The sequence below is a fragment of the Bradyrhizobium sp. GW821-FHT13H05 genome (genome assembly GCF_058804065.1).
Map to the genome: position 1 here is coordinate 128,017 of NZ_JBXAPO010000001.1, position 19,986 is coordinate 148,002.

A 19,986-nucleotide genomic window follows, 5' to 3' on the forward strand; every position below is an offset into this window, starting at 1 on the left:
TGTACCCGCATATTATGTCGCGCAACTTCATCCACGGCCGCCCACCTATCCTGAATCCCGCATCGAGAACCGCGTGCGCCCGACATCGTTCTTCGCGCTGACGACCTTCTTCATCAGCTTGATGAATTGCGCCTTCTCCTGCCTTGTGAGGTCCTCCAGCAGAGAGTCGTGAGAGCGCTGCACCTGATCGGATAGCTTCTTGATCAGCTGCTGGCCTTTCGCGGTAAGACGCGCGACCTTTGCACGCCTGTCCGTGGCGCTCGGGCTGCATTTTACAAGCCCGCCGGCAACCATCCGCGACAGGATTTCAGACAGGTTGGAGCGGTCCAGACCGACCCGATAGGCAAGCTCGACCTGTTCGAGATCGGGATCTTGCTGCAACACCAGCAGGATGCTGAACTGGAGTGGCGTCATCCCGGAGCCCTTGGTTTCCTCGAGAAACATCGCAACGTGGATCTGCCACATCCGGCGCACCAGGAAGCCTGCAAAATCTACGAGCGTGTTGTTGTCCGGGTCTCGTTGCGTCACGATCAGTTTCCGTTTCCGCGGTCACACCATGCCTAGATAGGAGGCGCGAACCTTGTCATTCCGGACCAGTTCCTCACCGGTCCCCGAGAGCACGATCGCTCCTGTTTCGAGAACATAGACGAAATGCGAGATCGGAAGGGTGCGATATGCGTTCTGTTCAACAAGAAGAATCGTCACCCCCTGCCGGTTGATCTCGGCCACCGCGTTGAGGATCCGATCGAACATCACCGGCGCAAGGCCGGTACTCGGCTCATCGAGCAAAAGCAGCCGCGGCCTGGCCATCAATGCTCGGCCGATCGCCAGCATCTGCTGCTGTCCGCCGCTCAGCATCGCAGCCGCGGTGGACTTGTGCTCGGCCAGTTCAGGAAACAGTTCGAAGACGGGATGCAGCGCGCGATCGCCGGCGCGCGGCAAGCCATGGACGTAGCCACCCATACGCAGATTGTCCTCGACCGACAGATCGGCGAACAGTTCGCGACTCTCGGGCACAAGCGCAATACCCGACCTGACAATGCGATCGGTTCGCCATCCGCGAATCGAGTTGCCTTCGTAGCGGATGTCGCCGCTCCAGCGCTGCAGTCCCATCACGCAATTCAGCGTAGTGGTCTTGCCGGCGCCGTTGGCTCCGAGCAAGGTGACGATCGCGCCTTGCGGAACGGACAGCGAGCAACCGGTAAGCGCCCTCACCGCACCGTAGGCGGAGGAGATGTTGTCAAGCGTCAGCATGGCTCGCCGCCTTTCCCAGATAGGCCTCGATGACGGCCGCATCCTGTGCGATAGCTTGCGGCAGACCTTCGGCGATCGTGGCACCGTGATGCAGCACCATGATCCGGTCGGATACGTTCATCACCAGCTTCATCGTGTGCGCGATCAGCAGGATCGTCGGATTCAGCGATGTGCGGATTTTGTCGATCGTGCGCATCAGTCCCCCGATCTCTTCCGAGGTCATTCCCGCGGACGGCTCGTCCAGGAAGATCAGCTTCGGCCGCGACACGATGCTTCGGGCCAGCTCGAGCAACCGCAGATGACCGAACGGCAGCGAGCCGGCATCGAGATCGGCGACTCCGGCCAATCCGACAGTCGCGAGCGCCTCGCGCGCGAGTTCGCGTTTCGCCTTCTCCTCTTCCCGGTAGGTTCCGATGCCGAAGGCCGCCGACATCAGCGACGTCCTGTAGCGCGCATGGAGCCCGAGCATCACGTTGTCCAGCACCGACAGTTCCTTGAGCACCAGGATATTCTGGAAGGTCCGCATGATGCCGGCAGCGGCAAGCTCCGTCGTCTGCAGGTTGAACAGGTTGTCGTCGTCGAATACGGCCTCGCCGGAATCGGCCGGATAGATCCGCGTCAGGACGTTGAAGAGACTCGTTTTCCCGGCGCCATTGGGGCCGATGATCGCGAACAGCTGCCCGCGATCGACATCGAGCGAGACGTCGCGCAGCACCTGATTGCCACCGAAAGCCAGCGACACCCGGATGGCCGAAAGGATCACGTCCCGCGAGGCAACATCCGCGCTCATGCGTGCCTCCCGCGCAACAGGCGGCGGCCCCATATTTCACCGAGCGTGGCCAGCCCGCGCGGCATCAGGACCAGAAACGCCAGCAGCACGACGCCCGAGAAAAACTCCTTGTATTCGGCGAACGGCCGCAGCACCTCGGGAAGGATCGTGAAGATGCAGGCCCCGATCACCGGCCCGTAGAGCTGTCCCAGGCCGCCGACGATGCACATCGTGACCAGCAGCACGGAGACCTGGAACACAAAGGCATCGGGATTGACGTAGCCGGAAACGAGCGCGTAGAGGCCGCCCGCGATGCCGCCCATCATGGCGCTGACCGTGAAGGCGATGATCTTGTAGCGATCGACGCGCACGCCCATCGATTTGGCGGCGACCTCGCTTTCCTTGACGGCGAGAAATGCGCGGCCGAGCCGCGATATCTTGAGGCTGCGCGCAATCCACAGGCATCCCGCGAATGTCAGCGCAATGCCGATATACAATGTGGCGTTTGACAATTCGACGCCGAACAATGTCGACACATTCACGCCAAGACCGTTCGGGCCACCCGTGACTTTGATCCAGTTGATCGCGACGAGGTTGATCGCCTGACCGAAACCGAACGTGACCATGGCGATGTAAAGCGGATTAAGCCGCAGCGCAGGCAGACCGATGGCGATTCCCGCAACCCCGGCCGCCAACCCGCCGGTCACGACCGCAACAAGAGCATCGCTCGAAACGTGATTGATTATGAAGGTGGCGACATAGGCGCCGATGGCAAGGAACCCCGCATGGCCGACCGAGACCAGGCCGCAGAACCCCATGCTGATATTGACGCCAATGGCGGCAATCGCATTGATCAGGATGAGGACCGCCACGAAGCGCAGATAGTCCGAGTTCAGCATCAACGGGCAGAGCGCCACGGTAAGCGTGAGTGCGGAGGCCAGCACCTCGCGCGAACGGCCGGATGGTGCGAGAAATGAGACTGTCATTCTACACCCGCTGGACGGTCGCGCGCCCGAGCAGACCGGTCGGCCGGACCAGCAGCATGAGGACGAGCAGACCGAAAACAATCACGTCCTTGAAAGCGCTCGAGACGTAGACTCCGATCAGATTTTCTGTTAGCGCCAAAATGAAACCGCCTATCACCGCGCCCGGCAGCGACGTGAAACCGCCGAGAATCGCTGCGATGAAGCCCTTGTTGCCGATCACCCCCATGTCCGGCGTGATAATGATCAGCGGCGCCAGCAGGACGCCTGCGACGGCCGCCAGCGCGCCGGCCATGGCCCACACCCTCGCATTGACCGCCGGCACATTGACGCCGACAAGCGCCGCGCCGCGCCGGTTCTGCGCCACGCTCTTCATCGCCCATCCGATGCGGGTGAACGAGAACATCAGCACGAAGACGACGAGGATGATCATCGTGATCATCGTGATCCCGAGATTTAGCCATGTCGTCCGCAGACCGAGAATGGCGATCGGCTCGGAACTCCAGATACCCGGAAAGGAGGAGGTCTCCTGACCGAATACGATCCGCACCCCGCTCCTGATGATCTGCCCGACGGCGATGGTCGACATCAGAATGGTGAAATGAGGCGCATCCGCAATCGGACGGAACGCGATGCGCTCCACCAGCGCACCGCCGCCCATGCACAGCAGGAGTGCCCCTATCACGGCCTCGAAATATCCGAAGTGAGCATCCCGCAGCAGAACCAGCGCGAGCATCGCGCCCAGCATCATCATCTCGCCTTGCGCGAAGTTCACGACGTCCGATGCGCGGAAGATGATGACGAAGCCGAGCGCCGTCAGTGCATAGATGCTGCCGAGCGCAAGGCTGTTGATGGCGATCTGCCCGATCATTCCCGCGCGCCCATGGTTTCCCATTCACCGCCGTCGCCGACCTTGATCAGCGACGTGCGCTCCGTGCCCTCATGCTTGTTGGTGCCGTAGGTCACCGGGAAGGCCACGCCGGTATCGAAGTCCTTCAGCTTTTCGAGCGCACCGACGAACGACTCGCGCGTCGGATCATTGCCGGCACCGGCAAGCGCCGCGGCGACAATTTTCAACGCGGCGTAACCGCCCATGTCGTATTCGTTGGGACGTCCGGGCGGCAGCGATCCGGAGTACTTTTTCTTGAGAATGTCGCGATAGCGCGCAACCTCGGGCTTGCTTGACGACTCAGGAATTTGCGGGACCACATAGGCGGCCACCACGCCCTTGCCGCCGGTTCCGACCGCCTTGGTGAACAGCGGCGTTGATATTCCGGCGCCGCCATAGATCGGCATGGTCAGGCCCAACTCGCGCGCCTGGCGCACGATGATGCCGGCCTCGGCCGCGAAGGCCCATAGAAACAGCCCGTCAGCCTTTGCTTCCTTGATCCGAAGCAATTGCGCGCTGAAATCCTGATCCGTCTGATTGTAGCGCTCATCGGCAACGAGCGGTACCTTCTCCTTGTTCAGCAGAGAGGTGACCTCCTCCTGCCCGCCGACGCCGTAGTCGTTGCTGTTATAGATGATGGCCGGGCGCTTGCTTCCCTGTTTCAGCGCGTAGCGCACGATCTCGTCCGCATGGGCGAGTTCGTTGGCATAGACGCGGAAGACATATTTGCTGAACGGATCGAGCAGCTTCCGGTTCGACGAGATCGAGGACACGAAGGGAATCTTGCCGCGATTGATCAGCGGCAATACCGGCAGAGTGCTGCCGCTGGTCGATCCTGCGATCAACGCGAATACGCCATCCTGGTCGATCAGGCGCCGCACCGAGGTCAACGCCTCCTGCGGCGAGCCGGCATCGTCATAGACCACCAGCTTGAGCTTGCGACCGTTGATGCCGCCGGCCGCATTGACCTCATCGATGGCGATCTCGATGGCATCGCGCTCGGAGACTCCGAGCAAGGCAGTGGGACCGGTCAGCGGACTCCACATCCCGAGCTTGATCTCGGTCGCGGAAACGCCTGGTTCGGCCACGGCCTGAACAGCAAGGGCACCCGACAAAGCTAATGCAATACCCGAGAGCAGCATGCGTCTCTTCATCGTGAACTCTCCTGACATATGACCAATGAACCCGGTACCGCCGACAGGGCGATTGACAAATGTCTGCAACGCTCATGCCAGATCTGTTTATGCAATAAATGCGGGTATACAGACTATCTCGATCTGAGTTGGGGGGGCGCCTTCGCCCAATGGATCAGCAATTGATCAGTGTACATGCACATTGTTGATGCCGGCCTGCGCATCGGTTTTCACAGCGGATCGGGGGTGCCGCCATATGGTCGGCGCTACGAGATGCTTCCGATATTGCGATCCGCCACCTCAGGATTTCAGAAGTTACGGCCATGCCGTGCTGGTCTAGCTTCTGGCCGTCTTATCCGGAACGGTATGACTGACCCCGCTCCATTCATCGATCCAGCAAAAGAAACCAATGAAGAAGATCTTGCTGAATGCATTCAACATGAACTCCGTCGGTCATATCGCGCACGGCATGTGGCGCCATCCGCGCGACCGATCGGCCGACTACACGCGACTGGACTACTGGACGTCCCTCGCAAAGCTGCTCGAGAAGGGGAAATTCGATGGCCTCTTCATGGCGGATGTGATCGGGGTGAACGACGTCTATGGCGGCGGGCCGGAAGAGGCCTGCCGCGGCGCCGTTCAGGTTCCGATCAACGATCCCATGCTGCTGGTCTCGGCGATGGCAGCCGTGACCGAGCATCTCGGCTTCGGCATCACCGCCAACCTGTCCTACGAATATCCCTATCTTCTGGCACGACGCTTCTCCACGCTCGATCACCTGACCAACGGCCGGGTCGGCTGGAATGTCGTGACCGGCTATCTCGACAGCGCCGCGCGCAGCATCGGTCGCGACGGGCAGACCGAACATGACCGGCGCTACGAGCTCGCGGAAGAATATATGGGGTGCGTTTACCGCCTGTGGGAGGCAAGCTGGGAGGACGGCGCCGTGTTGCGCGACCGAGAGACCGGCGTATTTGCCGATCCCGGTAAGATCCATCGAATCGATTTCGCGGGTCAGTTCCTCAAGATGAAGGCGGTGCATCTGTGCGAACCGTCGCCGCAGCGAACACCGGTGATCTATCAGGCCGGATCCTCCGGCGCCGGGCAGGCCTTCGCCGGCCGCCATGCCGAATGCGTCTTCCTGGTCGGACGCACACCGGCCGAGACACGGCCGGTGGTGGCAGGTTTCAGGCAACGTGCCGTCGATGCCGGGCGCAAGCCGGACGATATCCGTGTGTTTCTGGGGCTCATCGTCATTGTCGGCAAGACCTCGGCCGAAGCGCGCGACAAGTTCGAAGAGTACAAGCGATATGCCAGCCCGCAGGCCGGCCTGGTTCACCTCTGCAGCTCCACGGGCATCGATTATTCGCAATTCGGCCTCGACGATCCGATCGTCACGCAGAACACCAATGCAATGGTTTCGGCCGTCGAGGCGATCACCAAGAGAAACAGCGGCGACGCTCTGACTGTCCGCAAACTTCTCGCGCAGATGGCGCTCGGCACCCGCATGGCGGCCATTGTCGGTGACCCGATCGAAGTGGCCGATGCGCTTCAGCAATGGGTGGCGGAGGCCGATATCGATGGCTTCAACCTGATGAGAACGGTGACTCCCGAGAGCTTTTCCGACTTCGTCGAGTTGGTCATTCCCGAATTGCAGAGCCGCGGCGCGTACAAGATCGACTACGAGCCCGGCACTCTGCGACAGAAACTGTTCGGCATGGCGCCGACATTGTCCGCCGGGCACTTCGGCAGCCGCTTCCGTCCGGCTTGATTGCAGGCGTCCCGCAAGACGGCAGTGAGGGAATCCCTCGCGGCCGTCAGTGCGCGCGGCCATCAGGCACAGACACGCAGCGCCGCCTGGGCCATCACTTTTGCAACAGTTTCCATTTCACTGATCACCACGCAGGCACCTTCGGGACCTGCGGATGCGAATTCGGTGAGCGGGCCGTAATTCACCGACGGAATGCCGGCCTTGCACAGCCATGACGTATCGCAGGCGGAATATGAGGTCGGCAGGATCGCGCCGATCTGGTCGATCGCCTTGCCGGAGACGCGTTGATAGGCGTCAGCGATTACGCGCACGACTTCCGCATCGGCCGGCACATCGACGGGATCCATGACGAGGCGGCGGCGCCCCTTGATCCATGCCGGAGGCGGCATCTCGATCCCGTAGTTGAAGTTGGCATCCTCGCTCTTGATCCCGTCGAGCACCCCGGACACATCGGCGATGACATCTTCCACCGTCTGCCCCGGAACGAAATGAACATCGACGACAATCGTGCAGTAGTCGGGGACATAGGGCGGCTCGGACAGATAGTCCGGTCCTCTGCCGCCGATGATGCTGCCGACATTGAGCCGCGGAAGCGCCGGCAGCGCCGGATAGGGCGCGCAAGAGAATCCGATGTCGTCGAGGCGCGTCAGCACTTCGGCCATCTTGTTGACGGCATGGACGGTATCCTCGCGCCGGCTGAGATGTCCCGAACGTCCATAGACATGAATGGCGAAATGCACGATGCCACTATGAATGGTCGCGATATTGTTCGCGCCGAACGGCTCCGCAATGATCGCCATGTCGGTCCGAAAGCCACGCTCCATCAGATGGTGCATGCCCTCGCCGCCCTGCGTTTCCCCGACAACGAAAGCGAGGACGAGATCACCCGTAAGCGGCGCAGCGGACCGTCGGGCAGCCTCGGCCGCAACCATGATCGTCGCCAGCCCGCCCTTCATGTTCTGCACGCCATGCCCGTAAAGCTTGTCGCCCTCGACCCATGCTGACCACGGATCGCGATCCCAGCCGCGGGTGAGCGAATTGATATCGGTATGGCCGTTGAGCATCAGGCTGCGACCTCCGCCGGATCCCTTCAGCGTGGCGATCACCTGCTTGCGGCCCGGCTCGACCTCGTCGATCTCCACGGCATAACCGCGCTGCCCGCACCAGTCGGCGATGAACATGCCGACCGGCGTTTCCTCGCCCTTGAAGCTGGGGATCGCCACCAGATCGGTCGCGATCTGGATCAGTTCCTCGCGGGTCACCAGCGACGCGGCGTGGTCGGCTTTCGCATTCATCTCAAGAATCCAATGTCAGTTGAACAGGTCAGGCGTCTTCCCCAAGCGTCGCGAGAAGCTTGTCCAGGAACGCATCGCAGGCATCGAGCTGCGCGATCTCGATATATTCTTCCGGCCTGTGGGCCTGCTCCACGCTTCCGGGACCGCACACGATCGCGGGGACGCCGAGCACCTTGGCGAACAGGCCCGCCTCGGTTCCGAACGATACTTTCGGCGGCTGGGCGAGCGGTGCGAGATCGTGAAGGTTGGATACGTTCTGCATCGGCTCGGGACCGAGCGCGGGATAGGCGTTCGATATTTCGACATCGACCTCGGCCGCACGGTTCGCATAACGCGCCGCCGCGGCGCTCGCGATCCCCTGCAGGCGCTGCAGGATCTCAGCCGGATCATCGCCCGGGATGTTGCGGATTTCGAAGTCAAACCGGCAATGTTCCGGAATGACATTCAGGATCGTGCCACCGTCGATCCGCCCCACGTGAACGGTGGTGAAAGGCACCGCAAAATCGGGATCGCAGGATTTCGCGTGACGCAATTCGTGTTGCAGCTTGCCGATCCCGTGGATGATGTCGCTCGCCATCATGATCGCGTTGACGCCGCGATCGGCATCGCTGGAATGCCCCGCGACGCCACGGCACCGGATCGATCCCATCGTTTTTCCCTTATGCGCGGTGACAAGGGCCATCCTTGTCGGCTCGCCGATGATGCACAGCGACGGGGGGCATTCGAGCCGGGCGAGATCGGGCAACAGCCGCCGCACACCGACGCAGCCGATTTCCTCGTCATGGCTGAAAGCTATGTGGAGCGGGCGCTGCAGTCTTGCGATCGCCGGACTGGTGGTTGCCCGCAGCACGCAGGCGAGAAATCCCTTCATGTCGGTGGTTCCGCGGCCGATGGCGCGGCCGCCCTCGACGCGCATGACAAACGGATCCTCCTTCCAGTCCTGGCCGATCACCGGCACGACATCCGTATGCCCCGACAGCAAGATGCCGGGGCGCGCGGCGGGGCCGATGGTCGTGTAAAGATTGGCCTTTTGGCCATCTTCGCTCAGGACGGTCCTTGCCTGGATGCCGAGATCCAGAAGGAATTCCCACACATAGTCGATCAGGGCGATATTGGATTCGCTGCTCACCGTCGGAAACGACACCAGATCGCGGAGGATGGAGAGACTGTCGGGCTTATTCACGGCGCGACAACTTCGGTGTCGGTCACAGGCGCATCGGCCGGCTGCAGCGCACGGGCCATGTAAATGCGCATGCGCGGCTCCCATACGTTCCAGAGCCCGCTCAAGTCATCGATCGGACAGCCGGACGTCCAGTCGATGCGCAGATCGACGATCGGCCAGGGCAGTTCATGCACCACCACGACGCCGGCGGAGCGGACATCCTCGATTTCACCACCGGCGTCGCGCCCGGCGCGCATGGCAGCGATCAGGCGGAAGGCGAGATGGCCGCGCGCCGCCTCGAAAGCCTCGATCATCGCGCCAGGGACCGATGCCGATGCCAGCAGATTGCCGACCGCCGCGGCATCCGCCGACATGGCCTCGCTTGTCAGCTCCATGCATTTTACGCCGGTGAAAACTGCAGGCGGGCCGTTGTGGCCAATCGCTGCCAGCTGCCGGTAATCGACGTCATTGGCGGTGCCGGATACGACGTCGATCGTCTGCGCCGCTGTTGCGCCAAGCTGGATCAGATCCAGGCCCCGTTTGCCAAGGCTTGGATCCGTGAAATTCTGCGTCGCAAAGGCACCGACACCACTGCGAACATGGGCGCATCGTGCCGCCACCGACGGCGACGACGACGAGACGGCCATTCCGAACATGCCGGTCGATGCACATCGCGCCACGATACTGAATGTCATCTGCCACTTCTCCGCCTCGGCATCACTTAATCTCGGGATATCCGCGCTCGGCTGCTTCCCGTTCGAAGCGCGCGAGCTCCTCATAGGCATCCACGTCGGGAACGGCGAAGCCCGTCAGGCCCAGCGCGTCCCTGATCGGCGCAGCGGCGGGCTCGCGCACCCAGGCATGAAGCTCGGATGCCATCAGTTCCGCAATTGCATCCGGCGTGTCGATCGAGGTCACGAACGGCAGCGACGGACTTGCAACGGTTTCATCGAGAACCCGGCACCCTGTCGCGAGATCGGGCTCCTGCTCGGTCAGCAGCCCCCATGTCACGCAATCGACCGAGCACATGTCGATATCGCCCCGAAGCAACTGCTTGATGCTGTCGAGGTGACCTTGGGTCATGACGACGGAGGAGAAGAAAGCACCGGTCACGCCGCGCCGCGCCAATGTCAACCGCGGCAGGTTCATCCCGGAATTCGACAGGCGGCTATTGCATCCGAAGACGCGGCCGCGAAGCGCATCGAGCCCTGCTGCGGGGTCACCCGCGCGAACTAGAAAAAACGCGCGATGGGTCGGCCCGTTGCAACCAGGCCAGCGATAGCACGGCACCGCGAGCATCCGGGCCTGATCGCGGAACTTCTTGAACAGTGGATAGCCGCAGACCTGCGTCAGGAAGATGTCCGGCCCGATCCCATCCGGCACGGCCTTGCGTCCCGCATCGAAGCCGACGTCACTGACATCGATTCCATGCCGCTGCAGCCGTTCGCCGATGAACGACCATAAAGCGCGGTTTGCGGCTTCCAGCTTGCCAAAACTATACATCGGTAGACTGGCGGTGCGCACAGGTTGCTCGTCAGGTTGTGGAGGCTGCCTCTGCTCTCGACGGGCCTCACAGCCCCCGGCTGGCTACGAACAAACCTGCACCGAAACAAGTCGCGGTTAAATTAGCCTCTTCCGTTCCATGCCTCACGATTTCTGAAGCCCGCGCACCCCGAACGCGCCTACGCTTTTCGAAAGCAACGCACCAGAAACGCATATTTCCCTTTGAGATTCCGACTGCCCAATATTGCGCCCAGCCAGCCAACCATTGGAGCCATTATGATCCGCACGGGCGCACAGTATCGGGACTCGCTTCGCGATGGGCGAGAAGTCTATGTCAACGGAGAACGCGTCAAGGACGTGACCCTTCATCACACGTTCAAGCCGCTGATCGACATCCGGGCGCGCTTCTATGACATGCAGCATGTCGCCGCGACGCGCGATGTGATGACCTATGAAGCAGACGGCGAACGCAACGCCGTTATCGCCAAGCTTCCCTATACCCAGCAGGACTGGTGGGACAAGCGCCGCGCAACCGATACGCTGCTCAATGAGGTCGGCGGTATCGTCACCCGCGTCGGCGACGAAACCCAGGGCGAGATGTGGTCGCTCTTCGACGGCCAGGACGTGCTGAACGAGGTCGATCCCCAATTCTCCGTCAATATCCGCAACCACATCGGTCAGGTGCTGCGCACCGACCCTTTCCACGTCTCGGCCAATACCGATCCCAAAGGAGACCGCTCCAAACCGCCGCAGGAACAGGATCCCGACATGCTGCTGCATGTCGTCAAGGAGACCGACGCCGGACTGATCGTCCGTGGCGCAAAATACGAGACGGCGGCCGCCTATGCCAACCAGGCCTTCACCAAGCCGACCATCGCCAATTGGGGCAACAGCGCTCTGTCCGATTATGCCGTGGGCTTCATCTGCGATTTCAGCTCGCCCAATCTGAAATTCATCTGCCGCACCGGCTTCGCCGGCCGCGCCAGCGCGGAGGACTACCCTCTCGCCAACCGGTTCGACGAGGTCGACGCGCTGGTGATTTTCGACAATGTGCTGATCCCCTGGGAGAACGTGTTGTTCTACCGGCACACCCGGGCCGCGACCTATATCCGCTCGACCTTGCACCGTTACTCCGCATTTCCTTTCATCCAGCGCAACATCAAGCTGGCCGACCTGATGATCGGGGCAGCGCTCTACAATGTGAAACAGACCGGCCTCGACAAGCAGCAGGCCGTGCAGGAAAAGCTCGCCCAGCTCGCGGTCTATCGGGAAGGCATCAACGCCCATCTGACGGCTTCGATCGCGCTGGCGGAGCGCAGCCCCGGCGGCCTCATGATGCCGAACCAGTCGCTGCTCTATACCGGACGCGTGCTGGCCTGTTCGCAGCTTCACGAAATGATGCACATCGCACGTGAGCTCTGCGGGGGCCAGATCTGCGTGACGCCGGATTACGCGTCCTTCGCCGCGCCCGAGACGCAGCCCTGGCTGAAGAAGTTCTACTCGGTCAATGAGGACTGGGAGTCGGAGGATCGCCGCAAACTGCTGGCTTTCGCGCGCGACCTGCTCAATTCTGACTATGCCGGCCATCGCCTGACATTCCAGCTGTTCGCGCAATCGCCGCCTTATGCGCATCTGGGGGCCGTCTACCGCAACTTCGACTGGGATGGCGCCCTCGATTTCACCCACAAGGCCGCCGGACTGTCGGAGCGGCTGAGCAGCGGGAAGCCCCTCGGCCACAAGGCGTTCGACCAATGGTCTGCGCTTCGCGAGGCGACGCCGGGGGAGCGCGCATGATGCCCGCCAGCGCTTCGGCCTTGCGTGACAACTTCCTGGAGGGAATGAGCAACGCGGCCTGCACCGTCAACATTGTCACCACCGATGGCATTGCCGGACGGCACGGCTTGACGGTATCGGCGATGGCGTCGGTGTCCGCCGACACGCCGCGCCCGACCTTGCTGGTCTGCGTCAACGAGCGCAGCGCCGCTGCGCGTCCGATCCTGCAGAACGGGATCTTCTGCGTCAACGTACTGCGCGACGACCAGCACGCGACGTCCGACCGGTTTGCCGGCCGGTCGCTCGCTCCGGGCAGTGACAAATTCTCCGACGTGGCTTTCGCACTGGATGGGTTCGGATGCCCGATGATCGAGGGCGCTCTGGTCGCTTTCAGTTGCAGGGTCGCGTCATCACAGACCATCGGCAACCATCTGGTGGTGCTCGGCCATGTCTGGGATGTCGCGAGCAGCGGCCCGGGTTCACCGTTGATCTATGCCAACCGCCAATATGGGCGCCATGCGCCGCTGATCGCCTGACGCGCGGCGACCAGTCCGAGCGACTTTTCTCTCCCTTCCAACCTTCCGGGCTTCACATGAATCAACGTGTTCGCCCCTTCAACACCAGGGACACCTATCCCAACCAATCGCTGAACAACGATCTTTGCCAGGCGGTTGTCGCCCGCGGCACCATGGTGTTCCTGCGCGGACAGGTCGGCCAGGATCTCGACAGCAGCGAGAGCGTGGCCATCGGCGATGCTGCCGGTCAGGCGGAACAGGCGATGCGCAATATAGCGACGCTGCTGACGGAGGCCGGTGCCGCGCGGCAGGACATCTGCAAGATCACCATCTACATCACCGACCCGCGTTATCGCGAAAGCGTCTATCGCGTCGTCGGCGCCCATCTGCAAGGGGTGTATCCGGTCTCCACAGGCCTGGTCGTGTCGGCACTGGCCCGCCCGGAATGGCTGGTGGAAATCGACGTCATGGCCGTGATCCCCGACGCGCCGGCGCGCTAGTGCGCCTTGACGACCCGATCCAGACCCACCACGCGCTGCACCAGCAGAACCGCGATCAGGGTCAGGACCGACAGCAAGGTCGACATCACGGCCACCAGCGGATCGTCGAAGTCCCGAATGTGCTGATAGGCGGCGATCGACAACGTGTCGCTGCTGAGGTCGGTCAGAAAGGCATTAACCGAGAAGTTGTCGATCACTTCGACGAACACGAACACCGATCCCGCCAGCAGGCCCGGTTTCAATTGCGGCAGCGTGACCTTGAGATAGGTCCGCAACGGCCCGGCGCCGAGATCGCGCGCAGCCTCCTCTGTCGCAGGATCGATATTCTGATAATTAGCCGCAATCGCGCGCAGCGCGAATGGAAAGCAGACGACGAGCATGGCGATGGCCATGCGCGCCAGCCCCATTTCCAGCCCGATCAGCCGGGACAGGCTGAGAAAGGCGATGCCGGTCACCACCCCCGGCACGATGAGCGGCGACAAGGCGATCGCGTCCAGGATCTGCTTGGCGCGTTTCGCGCCATGCGCCATCGCATGCGCCGTCGCCAGCGCGACGAGAACACAGAGCGGCGTCACGATGGTTGCGAGGATCGCGGTCCTGACCAGTGCCTTCTGGAACTTGGTGGACTCGAAGAAGATCGCGTACCACTTCGTCGAATAGGTCTGGATCGGGAATTGAAAATACTTCGACGTTCCGAACGAATAATAGGCGGTAAATACCGTGGGCGATAGAACGAACAGCAGGATGATGCCGCAAAAGGCGATCCAGGGCCAGCTGGTGACGGAGCGGTTCATGGTCAAGCACCTCGCCGGATGACGCGCGCAGTGAGGCGCTCAAGGGCAAACATGAAAGTGAGGCAGATGAGCGAGACGATCAGGAATATGGTTGCCACCGCCGCCGCATAGGGCAGGTCGAAGGAAACATAGAGCTGGTCGTAGATATAGTTCGATGCGAGCCGGACGCGGCCTCCGCCGAGCAAGAGCGGGAATGCGAAGGCGCTCATGGAAATCGCGAACACCAGCGTCGCGCCGCTGACGACGGCCGGAAGCGTGAGCGGGAATGTGATCCGCACAAACGTCTGATATGCCGATGCGCCAAGATCCCGCGCGGCTTCCTCGACCCTGCTCGAGAGCGAACGGATCGAGCCGAACACTGTCAGCACGAAAAACGGCAGCGTGAAATGCAGCAGCGCAATGAAGACGCCGGTGTTGTTGTAGATCAGTGCGACAGGCCGATCGACGACCCCCGCCGCGAGCAGGATGTCATTGACCAGTCCCCGGCGCCCCAGAATGATCAGCCATCCATAGGCCCGGCTGATGCTGCCGGTGAGGAACGACAGGACCAGTGCGCCAAGCAGCAGGTTGCGCAGCAGCGGCGACGAGGATCGCGCGATCACATAGGCCGTCGGATAGCCCAGCACGATACTGGCCAACGTAAGGAGAACCGCGAAAACGATCGTCGTCACGAAGACATCGAGCCCTCCGGGACTGGTGAAAAACCGGACGTAGTTGTCGAGTGTCAACGGGCCGACATAGCCGGGCGTCCCGGCTGCAGAATGCATGAAGCCGACGCCCGCGAAGACGGTGAAGGCGCCGAAGAAAACGGCGGCCATCACGGTGGCCGGCAGCAAAAGCAAACGCATCGATCTCATCCGTGCAACGCGATGACGCCGTCATGCGGCATTGCCAGACCGACCTTGCTGCCAACCGCAGGGCCATCCTTGAGACGCGGCGTGATCACGGAGATTGTCGAGATACCGACGTCGACCTCGTAGCTCATGGTACTGCCGATCATGCTGGCAAAAACGACATCGCCGACCAGCGCGGCGCCGGGATCGGCGGGATCGACGAAACTCAGATTCTCCGGCCGCACCGCCACATGGGTCACCGGCCTGCCGACATCCGCCTCGTGCAGGCCGAGCGACTGGCCGTTCGGAAGGCGGAAACGGGTCTCGGTGCCCTCGCGAAACTGTTCGCCGGCCATGATATTCGAGACACCCATGAATGAGGCGACGAAGCGGCTCTGCGGCCGGTCGTAGACATCGGCCGGCGCACCGCACTGCTCGATCCGCCCACCATTCATCACGGCGATCATGTCGGACAGAACCAGCGCCTCGTTCTGGTCGTGGGTCACGACCAGCATGGTGACGCCGAGCTGTTTCTGGAGCTTGCGCAGTTCGGTCTGCATCTGGTCGCGCAACTGCCGATCGAGGGCACCGAACGGCTCGTCCAGCAGCAGGATCTCAGGCTCCAGCACCAGACAGCGCGCCAATGCGACGCGCTGCTGCTGCCCGCCCGACAATTCGCCCGGATAGCGGGCGGCGAAACTGTCCATGCGCACCAGCGACAGCACGTCCATGACCTTGCGCCTGATCTCCGCTTTCTCGCGCTTGCGCAGCTTGAGACCGAAGGCGACATTGTCGAACACCGTCATATGCGGAAACAGCGCATAGCTCTGGAACACCATCGCGGTCGGCCGCTGCTCCGGACGCAGATTGGTCACGCTGCGCCCGTTCACGACCACATGCCCGCTGCTCGGTTCGACGAATCCGGCAATCATGCGCAGCAACGTGCTCTTGCCGCATCCGGAAGGTCCGAGCAAGGTGAGCAGGGCACCCCGCGGCAGTTCGAGAGAGATCTCCCGCACCACTTCGGTGTCGCCGAAAGACTTTCTGAGACCGACGAGTTCAAGCATCGGCCCCTGAAGAGCGACGGTCGCCGTCATCGGGCAATCTCGGCCTTGAAACGCTCATTCCAGGCCGCGACATTCGCATTGATCTTGCCTTCGTCGAACGTGACCTGATCGGCTTCGGCCGGCAGCACCGCCGCAAGCTGGGGCGACGGCGAGACCTTGTGATTGACAGGACCCATGTCGAACATCGACGAAATGATCTTCTGGGACTCCTCGGAAATGACGAAGTCCATGAACTGCGCCGCCATCTCCTTCCTCGGCGTGTTTACCAGCGTCATGACGTCGAACATCATCACCGCAGGCTTCGGCGTCATCACGGAGACGTCGACGCCGTCATCGCGCAGCGGCTTGGCTTGCGACGGTGGCCCCACGATCGCCGAGATCTCGCCCTGCGCGAGCGCACGGCGCACATCGGAATCCGAACCGTAGAACATTGCGATATTCGGTTTCAGCGCCTTCAATGCGGCAAAGCCGGGCTCGACATTGTCGATTCCGCCGCCATGGGTGAGCGCGGCAAGCAGCAACATGCGGGCCTGATAGGTCTGGACTTCAGGAATGCCGAGCGAGCTCTTGAATTCCGGCTTCCAGAGATCGGTCCAGGTATTGACGGGCGTCTTCAGCAGCTTTGGACGATAGATAATCGAGAGCGGATAGTAATAGGCGCCGACCCAGGTATCGGTCTTTCCGCCGGCAACCAGCGAGCCGAGATTGGTGAATTTATCAGCGGGAATCCTGCTGAACATCTTCTCGTCGCCCGCCACCCGCGCGGCAAAGCTGGACGTCGTAAACCAGACGTCGATTTTCGGCGCATCGCGCATGCCCTGCAACCGCGCATAGCCGTCGGCCGAGCCCGATTGCGTAACCGGAACGACATGGATGCCGGTCTTCTTCTCGAAATTGGTGGCGACCTGCTGCAGGCCCTGCTCCCATGCAGTGCCCCACGCCTGCACCGTCACCTCGCGATCCGCGGCGAATGCCGCGTTCGCTGTGATGCCGAACGTTGCGGCGAAGACAACCGCGATGCTACGCTTCACGATAGGACGCATTCGAAGATCTCCGTTGAGGTTCACGTTTCGATCGCTGTGACATGCGATTGCGAGCTCATCGCAACATATCGGCTTGTGGCGCGCCAGCATTTCGCAGGTCTCGCCGCCCTGTATTTTGCAAAGCCTAGTTTTGATTTTTATCGTTGTCCGCGTCTCCCCCGGGTGCATGTTCTCATCGACCGAAAGCCGCATCGCGCGAGCGACGCGGTCGAATCACGCGGAGACCGAGATGAACGATCATGAATGGAAATTGCGCGTCGATCTGGCCGCTTCGTTTCGGATGGTAGCTCATCTCGATTGGCACGAGGGAATTGCAAATCATTTCAGCGTCGCTGCATCAAATGATGGCAAACGCTTCTTGATGAACCCGAAGTGGCGCCATTTCTCGTTGATCAAGGCGAGCGACCTCGTGCTGCTGGACGCCGACGACCATGAAACGATGAACCGCGCAGACGCGCCCGATCCGACCGCGTGGCACATCCATGGAGCGATCCATGCGATGATACCCGATGCCCGCTGCGTGATGCACCTGCACTCCCCCTATGCGACGGCGCTATCAACCCTCGAAAACCCCGAATTGAAGCCGATCGACCAGACGACGGCGCGATTTTTCCGGCGCGTCTCGCTCGACCTGCAATATGGCGGCATGGCCGACGCGCGTGAGGAGGGCCTGCGGCTGGTTCGCGCACTCGGCGACCGGAAGACGCTGCTGCTCGGCAATCACGGCGTGATCGTCATCGGGGCGAGCATCGAGGATACATTCGATACGATCTATCATTTCGAACGCGCATGCCGGACGCTGATGCTCGCTTACGCGGCCGGTCGGCCGATACGCATGTTGGCGGATGATATTGCGGAGAAGACCGCGCAAGCCTGGGCGCATGTCGCCCATTCCAGCCTTTCGCATTTCTCCGAGATGAGACGGGTGCTCGATCGGCAGGACGCCGGTTACGCGACCTGATGCAGCCGGTGAAGCGCGCTCGGCAGATATCAATTTGTCCCGGCCTCCGCCGGAAGGCGTCGCACCCACCGTTCGGAATCGGGCGCGATCATGCCGGGAATGTATGAATCCGAGATACACGCGTGGCAATAGTTCTTGAAGGCGCCGACCAGGCGAGACCCGGATAGTTGCGCAAGGGTCGCGGCGCCGACGACCATGGGTCGATGGTCACCGGCCAGGCGCACGCGCACGACGCGGCGCCCGTCAAGCGCAAGATCGGATCGCGGCCGGACATTCGCCAGCGTATAACCGTAACCGTTGGCAACCATAGTGCGTATCACTTCCTGATTTTCGGACCGCGCGGCAATCGTCGGCTGGAGCCCTTCCTTCATGAACATCGCCAGGAAATATTCGCGGCTCAGCGGCATATCGAGCAACAGGAAGGGCAGTCCCGCGAGATCGCCGAGCGTCACCGCCGGCTCCTTGGCCAGCGGATGGGTTTCTCCCACCACCACGTGCATCGGCAGGCGAGCCAGCGGGGTAAACGCGATTCCTTCCGTGAGCTGAAGATCGTAAGTGATGGCGACGTCGATTTCAGCATGCTTGAGGCCATCGAGCAGCCTTTCCTGATTCGCCTCCATCTGACGGACTTCCGCACCGGGATAGGCCGTCGTGAACGTATGTGTGAGTTCCGGCATGATCATCGGGGCGAGTGTCGTCAGGCACCCGACGACGATCCGTCCCCTGATCTGCTCACCGGCCTCAGAGGCGACGTTGTACAGGCCTTCTGCTCTTTCGATCACCTGCTTGGCTTCGCGCAGCATCGAACGGCCGGCGGATGTCAGGGACAGGCCGAGCGCATGATGCCGCACGAAGAGCTGCACGCCGAGTTCCTGTTCCAGATGCGATATCGCTGTCGAGATGGACGGTTGCGAGATGTTGATCCGCTCCGACGCCAACGTGATGCTGCCGGTCTCGCCGGCTGCGACGAAATATTCCAGCTGCCTGAATGTGAAACGCATATCCGTCCTCGTCCGCAATCCGATCGAGCGCGCCGCTTCGATCGGCCATCATAGCCATTCAGGTCGTCACGACGTTGCCGATGTCTCCGCCGCCACCGTCGTCAGCGCCATCACCAGCGCGAGAGCGGTCACATACCAGAGGAGCGCATCGGGCCACACGCCGCGTGAGAAACAAATAATCAAGGCAGGAACGATCGCGCCGGGGATCAGCGCCGTGACACCGTCCGCGCGCCGGCCGTCCCCCGCCGGGACACCCATCCTGCGAAAGTCATCCGCTATGGATCCGAACAAAATTCCGCTCATTGCGGCCAGCGAAACGGCCGCAAAAGACTGCATCTCGATAGTGGAAGCTGTTTGCATGGCGCGGATCAGCGGATGGGGAAGCACGGCAATGACGATCGCGATGGCCATCAAGATCTCGAACCGGCCGGCGGCCAGGCTGACGCGTCGGGCCGCGACCGCGCTTATTGCCAGCAAGGCCAGGCACAGGCCGATCAATGAAAGCGCCGGCCGCACCGACGACCGCTGCCAGACTTCATTCAGCGGCGACGTGACGATCACCTGCAACAAGGTCACGAACAGGATCTCAGCCGGCGTGCAATCGTACGGCCGCCTGCTGTCGATCGGTCGGTCAGCTGTTTTGACGTCGTTGCTCGGCAATGTCGTCCCGCCCGCCTGTCCAGCCTTCGCACACCACCATGAGCGCCTATCTCGATGCCGCCATTTATGCGGGTATGCTG

At 61.9% G+C, this 19,986-nt stretch carries 21 protein-coding genes; 5 read left to right on the forward strand and 16 right to left on the reverse strand.

Annotation, left to right across the window (positions count from 1 at the left end; all coding sequences use genetic code 11):
• Nucleotides 1–45 precede the first annotated feature (45 nt).
• From AC1RR3_RS00560 to AC1RR3_RS00585, 6 genes are read right to left on the reverse strand one after another with little or no spacing between them, the layout of a single operon-like run.
• Nucleotides 46–528 carry a MarR family winged helix-turn-helix transcriptional regulator gene (locus AC1RR3_RS00560; RefSeq protein ID WP_492818286.1) on the reverse strand — a complete coding sequence of 161 codons (483 nt, stop codon included), beginning with the start codon at nucleotides 526–528 and terminating at the stop codon, nucleotides 46–48.
• Nucleotides 529–549: 21 nt separating this feature from the next.
• The gene (locus AC1RR3_RS00565) at nucleotides 550–1,254 is read right to left on the reverse strand and encodes an ABC transporter ATP-binding protein (RefSeq protein ID WP_492818288.1); all 705 of its coding nucleotides are present in this window, start codon (nucleotides 1,252–1,254) and stop codon (nucleotides 550–552) included.
• On the reverse strand, nucleotides 1,241–2,044 hold the full coding sequence (locus tag AC1RR3_RS00570) for an ABC transporter ATP-binding protein (RefSeq protein WP_492818290.1): 804 nt from the start codon (nucleotides 2,042–2,044) through the stop codon (nucleotides 1,241–1,243). Before AC1RR3_RS00570 ends, AC1RR3_RS00565 begins: the two co-directional genes overlap by 14 nt.
• Complete coding sequence (locus tag AC1RR3_RS00575) at nucleotides 2,041–3,009, reverse strand: branched-chain amino acid ABC transporter permease (RefSeq protein ID WP_492818292.1); 969 nt, start codon at nucleotides 3,007–3,009, stop codon at nucleotides 2,041–2,043. Before AC1RR3_RS00575 ends, AC1RR3_RS00570 begins: the two co-directional genes overlap by 4 nt.
• Before the next feature lies 1 nt (nucleotide 3,010).
• Complete coding sequence (locus tag AC1RR3_RS00580; RefSeq protein ID WP_492818294.1) at nucleotides 3,011–3,877, reverse strand: branched-chain amino acid ABC transporter permease; 867 nt, start codon at nucleotides 3,875–3,877, stop codon at nucleotides 3,011–3,013.
• Nucleotides 3,874–5,049, reverse strand: a complete 1,176-nt coding sequence (locus AC1RR3_RS00585) for an ABC transporter substrate-binding protein (protein ID WP_492818296.1) — start codon at nucleotides 5,047–5,049, stop codon at nucleotides 3,874–3,876. Before AC1RR3_RS00585 ends, AC1RR3_RS00580 begins: the two co-directional genes overlap by 4 nt.
• A 388-nt stretch (nucleotides 5,050–5,437) precedes the next feature.
• Between AC1RR3_RS00585 and AC1RR3_RS00590 the strand changes: the two genes are divergently transcribed.
• Nucleotides 5,438–6,799, forward strand: a complete 1,362-nt coding sequence (locus AC1RR3_RS00590; protein ID WP_492818298.1) for an LLM class flavin-dependent oxidoreductase — start codon at nucleotides 5,438–5,440, stop codon at nucleotides 6,797–6,799.
• Nucleotides 6,800–6,861: 62 nt separating this feature from the next.
• Here the strand turns inward: AC1RR3_RS00590 and AC1RR3_RS00595 are convergent, their stop codons facing one another.
• The 4 genes from AC1RR3_RS00595 to AC1RR3_RS00610 are packed head-to-tail and all read right to left on the reverse strand — an operon-like array spanning nucleotide 6,862 to nucleotide 10,780.
• Complete coding sequence (locus tag AC1RR3_RS00595; RefSeq protein WP_492818300.1) at nucleotides 6,862–8,094, reverse strand: M20 family metallopeptidase; 1,233 nt, start codon at nucleotides 8,092–8,094, stop codon at nucleotides 6,862–6,864.
• A 28-nt stretch (nucleotides 8,095–8,122) separates the two neighbouring features.
• The gene (argE, locus tag AC1RR3_RS00600; RefSeq protein WP_492818302.1) at nucleotides 8,123–9,361 is read right to left on the reverse strand and encodes an acetylornithine deacetylase; all 1,239 of its coding nucleotides are present in this window, start codon (nucleotides 9,359–9,361) and stop codon (nucleotides 8,123–8,125) included.
• Entirely contained in the window at nucleotides 9,274–9,951 is a 678-nt protein-coding gene (locus AC1RR3_RS00605) for a DUF1028 domain-containing protein (protein WP_492818304.1), read from the reverse strand. Before AC1RR3_RS00605 ends, argE begins: the two co-directional genes overlap by 88 nt.
• A gap of 22 nt (nucleotides 9,952–9,973) precedes the next feature.
• Complete coding sequence (locus tag AC1RR3_RS00610; RefSeq protein WP_492818306.1) at nucleotides 9,974–10,780, reverse strand: phosphate/phosphite/phosphonate ABC transporter substrate-binding protein; 807 nt, start codon at nucleotides 10,778–10,780, stop codon at nucleotides 9,974–9,976.
• 255 nt (nucleotides 10,781–11,035) lie between these two features.
• Between AC1RR3_RS00610 and AC1RR3_RS00615 the strand changes: the two genes are divergently transcribed.
• The 3 genes from AC1RR3_RS00615 to AC1RR3_RS00625 are packed head-to-tail and all read left to right on the forward strand — an operon-like array spanning nucleotide 11,036 to nucleotide 13,547.
• On the forward strand, nucleotides 11,036–12,553 hold the full coding sequence (locus AC1RR3_RS00615; RefSeq protein WP_492818308.1) for a 4-hydroxyphenylacetate 3-hydroxylase family protein: 1,518 nt from the start codon (nucleotides 11,036–11,038) through the stop codon (nucleotides 12,551–12,553).
• Nucleotides 12,550–13,068 carry a flavin reductase family protein gene (locus tag AC1RR3_RS00620; RefSeq protein WP_492818310.1) on the forward strand — a complete coding sequence of 173 codons (519 nt, stop codon included), beginning with the start codon at nucleotides 12,550–12,552 and terminating at the stop codon, nucleotides 13,066–13,068. Before AC1RR3_RS00615 ends, AC1RR3_RS00620 begins: the two co-directional genes overlap by 4 nt.
• 56 nt (nucleotides 13,069–13,124) lie before the next feature.
• A complete protein-coding gene (locus AC1RR3_RS00625; RefSeq protein WP_492818312.1) occupies nucleotides 13,125–13,547 on the forward strand; it encodes a RidA family protein in 423 nt (140 codons plus the stop codon).
• Here the strand turns inward: AC1RR3_RS00625 and AC1RR3_RS00630 are convergent.
• Genes AC1RR3_RS00630 through AC1RR3_RS00645 form a run of 4 tightly spaced genes read right to left on the reverse strand, consistent with a single transcriptional unit; the run spans nucleotide 13,544 to nucleotide 17,284 of the window.
• The gene (locus AC1RR3_RS00630; protein ID WP_492818314.1) at nucleotides 13,544–14,341 is read right to left on the reverse strand and encodes an ABC transporter permease; all 798 of its coding nucleotides are present in this window, start codon (nucleotides 14,339–14,341) and stop codon (nucleotides 13,544–13,546) included. The genes AC1RR3_RS00625 and AC1RR3_RS00630 overlap by 4 nt on opposite strands.
• 2 nt (nucleotides 14,342–14,343) lie before the next feature.
• The gene (locus AC1RR3_RS00635; RefSeq protein ID WP_492818316.1) at nucleotides 14,344–15,189 is read right to left on the reverse strand and encodes an ABC transporter permease; all 846 of its coding nucleotides are present in this window, start codon (nucleotides 15,187–15,189) and stop codon (nucleotides 14,344–14,346) included.
• A 5-nt stretch (nucleotides 15,190–15,194) separates the two neighbouring features.
• Nucleotides 15,195–16,271 (reverse strand): ABC transporter ATP-binding protein, encoded by a 1,077-nt coding sequence (locus AC1RR3_RS00640; RefSeq protein WP_492818318.1) that lies wholly within the window; start codon nucleotides 16,269–16,271, stop codon nucleotides 15,195–15,197.
• A complete protein-coding gene (locus AC1RR3_RS00645; RefSeq protein ID WP_492818320.1) occupies nucleotides 16,268–17,284 on the reverse strand; it encodes an extracellular solute-binding protein in 1,017 nt (338 codons plus the stop codon). Before AC1RR3_RS00645 ends, AC1RR3_RS00640 begins: the two co-directional genes overlap by 4 nt.
• A 73-nt stretch (nucleotides 17,285–17,357) precedes the next feature.
• Here AC1RR3_RS00645 and AC1RR3_RS00650 point away from each other — a divergent pair, with 73 nt between their 5' ends.
• Nucleotides 17,358–18,245 (forward strand): class II aldolase/adducin family protein, encoded by an 888-nt coding sequence (locus tag AC1RR3_RS00650; protein ID WP_492818322.1) that lies wholly within the window; start codon nucleotides 17,358–17,360, stop codon nucleotides 18,243–18,245.
• A gap of 29 nt (nucleotides 18,246–18,274) precedes the next feature.
• On the opposite strand, the gene AC1RR3_RS00655 is transcribed toward AC1RR3_RS00650, so the two are convergent.
• On the reverse strand, nucleotides 18,275–19,246 hold the full coding sequence (locus AC1RR3_RS00655) for a LysR family transcriptional regulator (protein WP_492818324.1): 972 nt from the start codon (nucleotides 19,244–19,246) through the stop codon (nucleotides 18,275–18,277).
• A 66-nt stretch (nucleotides 19,247–19,312) separates the two neighbouring features.
• Nucleotides 19,313–19,906: a hypothetical protein gene (locus tag AC1RR3_RS00660; RefSeq protein WP_492818326.1), complete on the reverse strand. Its 594-nt coding sequence runs from the start codon at nucleotides 19,904–19,906 to the stop codon at nucleotides 19,313–19,315.
• Between the last annotated feature and the right edge of the window lie 80 nt (nucleotides 19,907–19,986).

Bases quoted from the DNA above. Each gene is read 5' to 3' on its own strand.
- AC1RR3_RS00565 (WP_492818288.1), bottom strand. From the start codon at position 1,254: ATGCTGACGCTTGACAACATCTCCTCCGCCTACGGTGCGGTGAGGGCG.
- AC1RR3_RS00570 (WP_492818290.1), bottom strand. From the start codon at position 2,044: ATGAGCGCGGATGTTGCCTCGCGGGACGTGATCCTTTCGGCCATCCGG.
- AC1RR3_RS00575 (WP_492818292.1), bottom strand. From the start codon at position 3,009: ATGACAGTCTCATTTCTCGCACCATCCGGCCGTTCGCGCGAGGTGCTG.
- AC1RR3_RS00580 (WP_492818294.1), bottom strand. From the start codon at position 3,877: ATGATCGGGCAGATCGCCATCAACAGCCTTGCGCTCGGCAGCATCTAT.
- AC1RR3_RS00585 (WP_492818296.1), bottom strand. From the start codon at position 5,049: ATGAAGAGACGCATGCTGCTCTCGGGTATTGCATTAGCTTTGTCGGGT.
- AC1RR3_RS00590 (WP_492818298.1), top strand. From the start codon at position 5,438: ATGAAGAAGATCTTGCTGAATGCATTCAACATGAACTCCGTCGGTCAT.
- AC1RR3_RS00595 (WP_492818300.1), bottom strand. From the start codon at position 8,094: ATGAATGCGAAAGCCGACCACGCCGCGTCGCTGGTGACCCGCGAGGAA.
- argE (WP_492818302.1), bottom strand. From the start codon at position 9,361: ATGGGAGCCGCGCATGCGCATTTACATGGCCCGTGCGCTGCAGCCGGC.
- AC1RR3_RS00605 (WP_492818304.1), bottom strand. From the start codon at position 9,951: ATGACATTCAGTATCGTGGCGCGATGTGCATCGACCGGCATGTTCGGA.
- AC1RR3_RS00615 (WP_492818308.1), top strand. From the start codon at position 11,036: ATGATCCGCACGGGCGCACAGTATCGGGACTCGCTTCGCGATGGGCGA.
- AC1RR3_RS00620 (WP_492818310.1), top strand. From the start codon at position 12,550: ATGATGCCCGCCAGCGCTTCGGCCTTGCGTGACAACTTCCTGGAGGGA.
- AC1RR3_RS00625 (WP_492818312.1), top strand. From the start codon at position 13,125: ATGAATCAACGTGTTCGCCCCTTCAACACCAGGGACACCTATCCCAAC.
- AC1RR3_RS00630 (WP_492818314.1), bottom strand. From the start codon at position 14,341: ATGAACCGCTCCGTCACCAGCTGGCCCTGGATCGCCTTTTGCGGCATC.
- AC1RR3_RS00635 (WP_492818316.1), bottom strand. From the start codon at position 15,189: ATGCGTTTGCTTTTGCTGCCGGCCACCGTGATGGCCGCCGTTTTCTTC.
- AC1RR3_RS00640 (WP_492818318.1), bottom strand. From the start codon at position 16,271: ATGACGGCGACCGTCGCTCTTCAGGGGCCGATGCTTGAACTCGTCGGT.
- AC1RR3_RS00645 (WP_492818320.1), bottom strand. From the start codon at position 17,284: ATGCGTCCTATCGTGAAGCGTAGCATCGCGGTTGTCTTCGCCGCAACG.
- AC1RR3_RS00655 (WP_492818324.1), bottom strand. From the start codon at position 19,246: ATGCGTTTCACATTCAGGCAGCTGGAATATTTCGTCGCAGCCGGCGAG.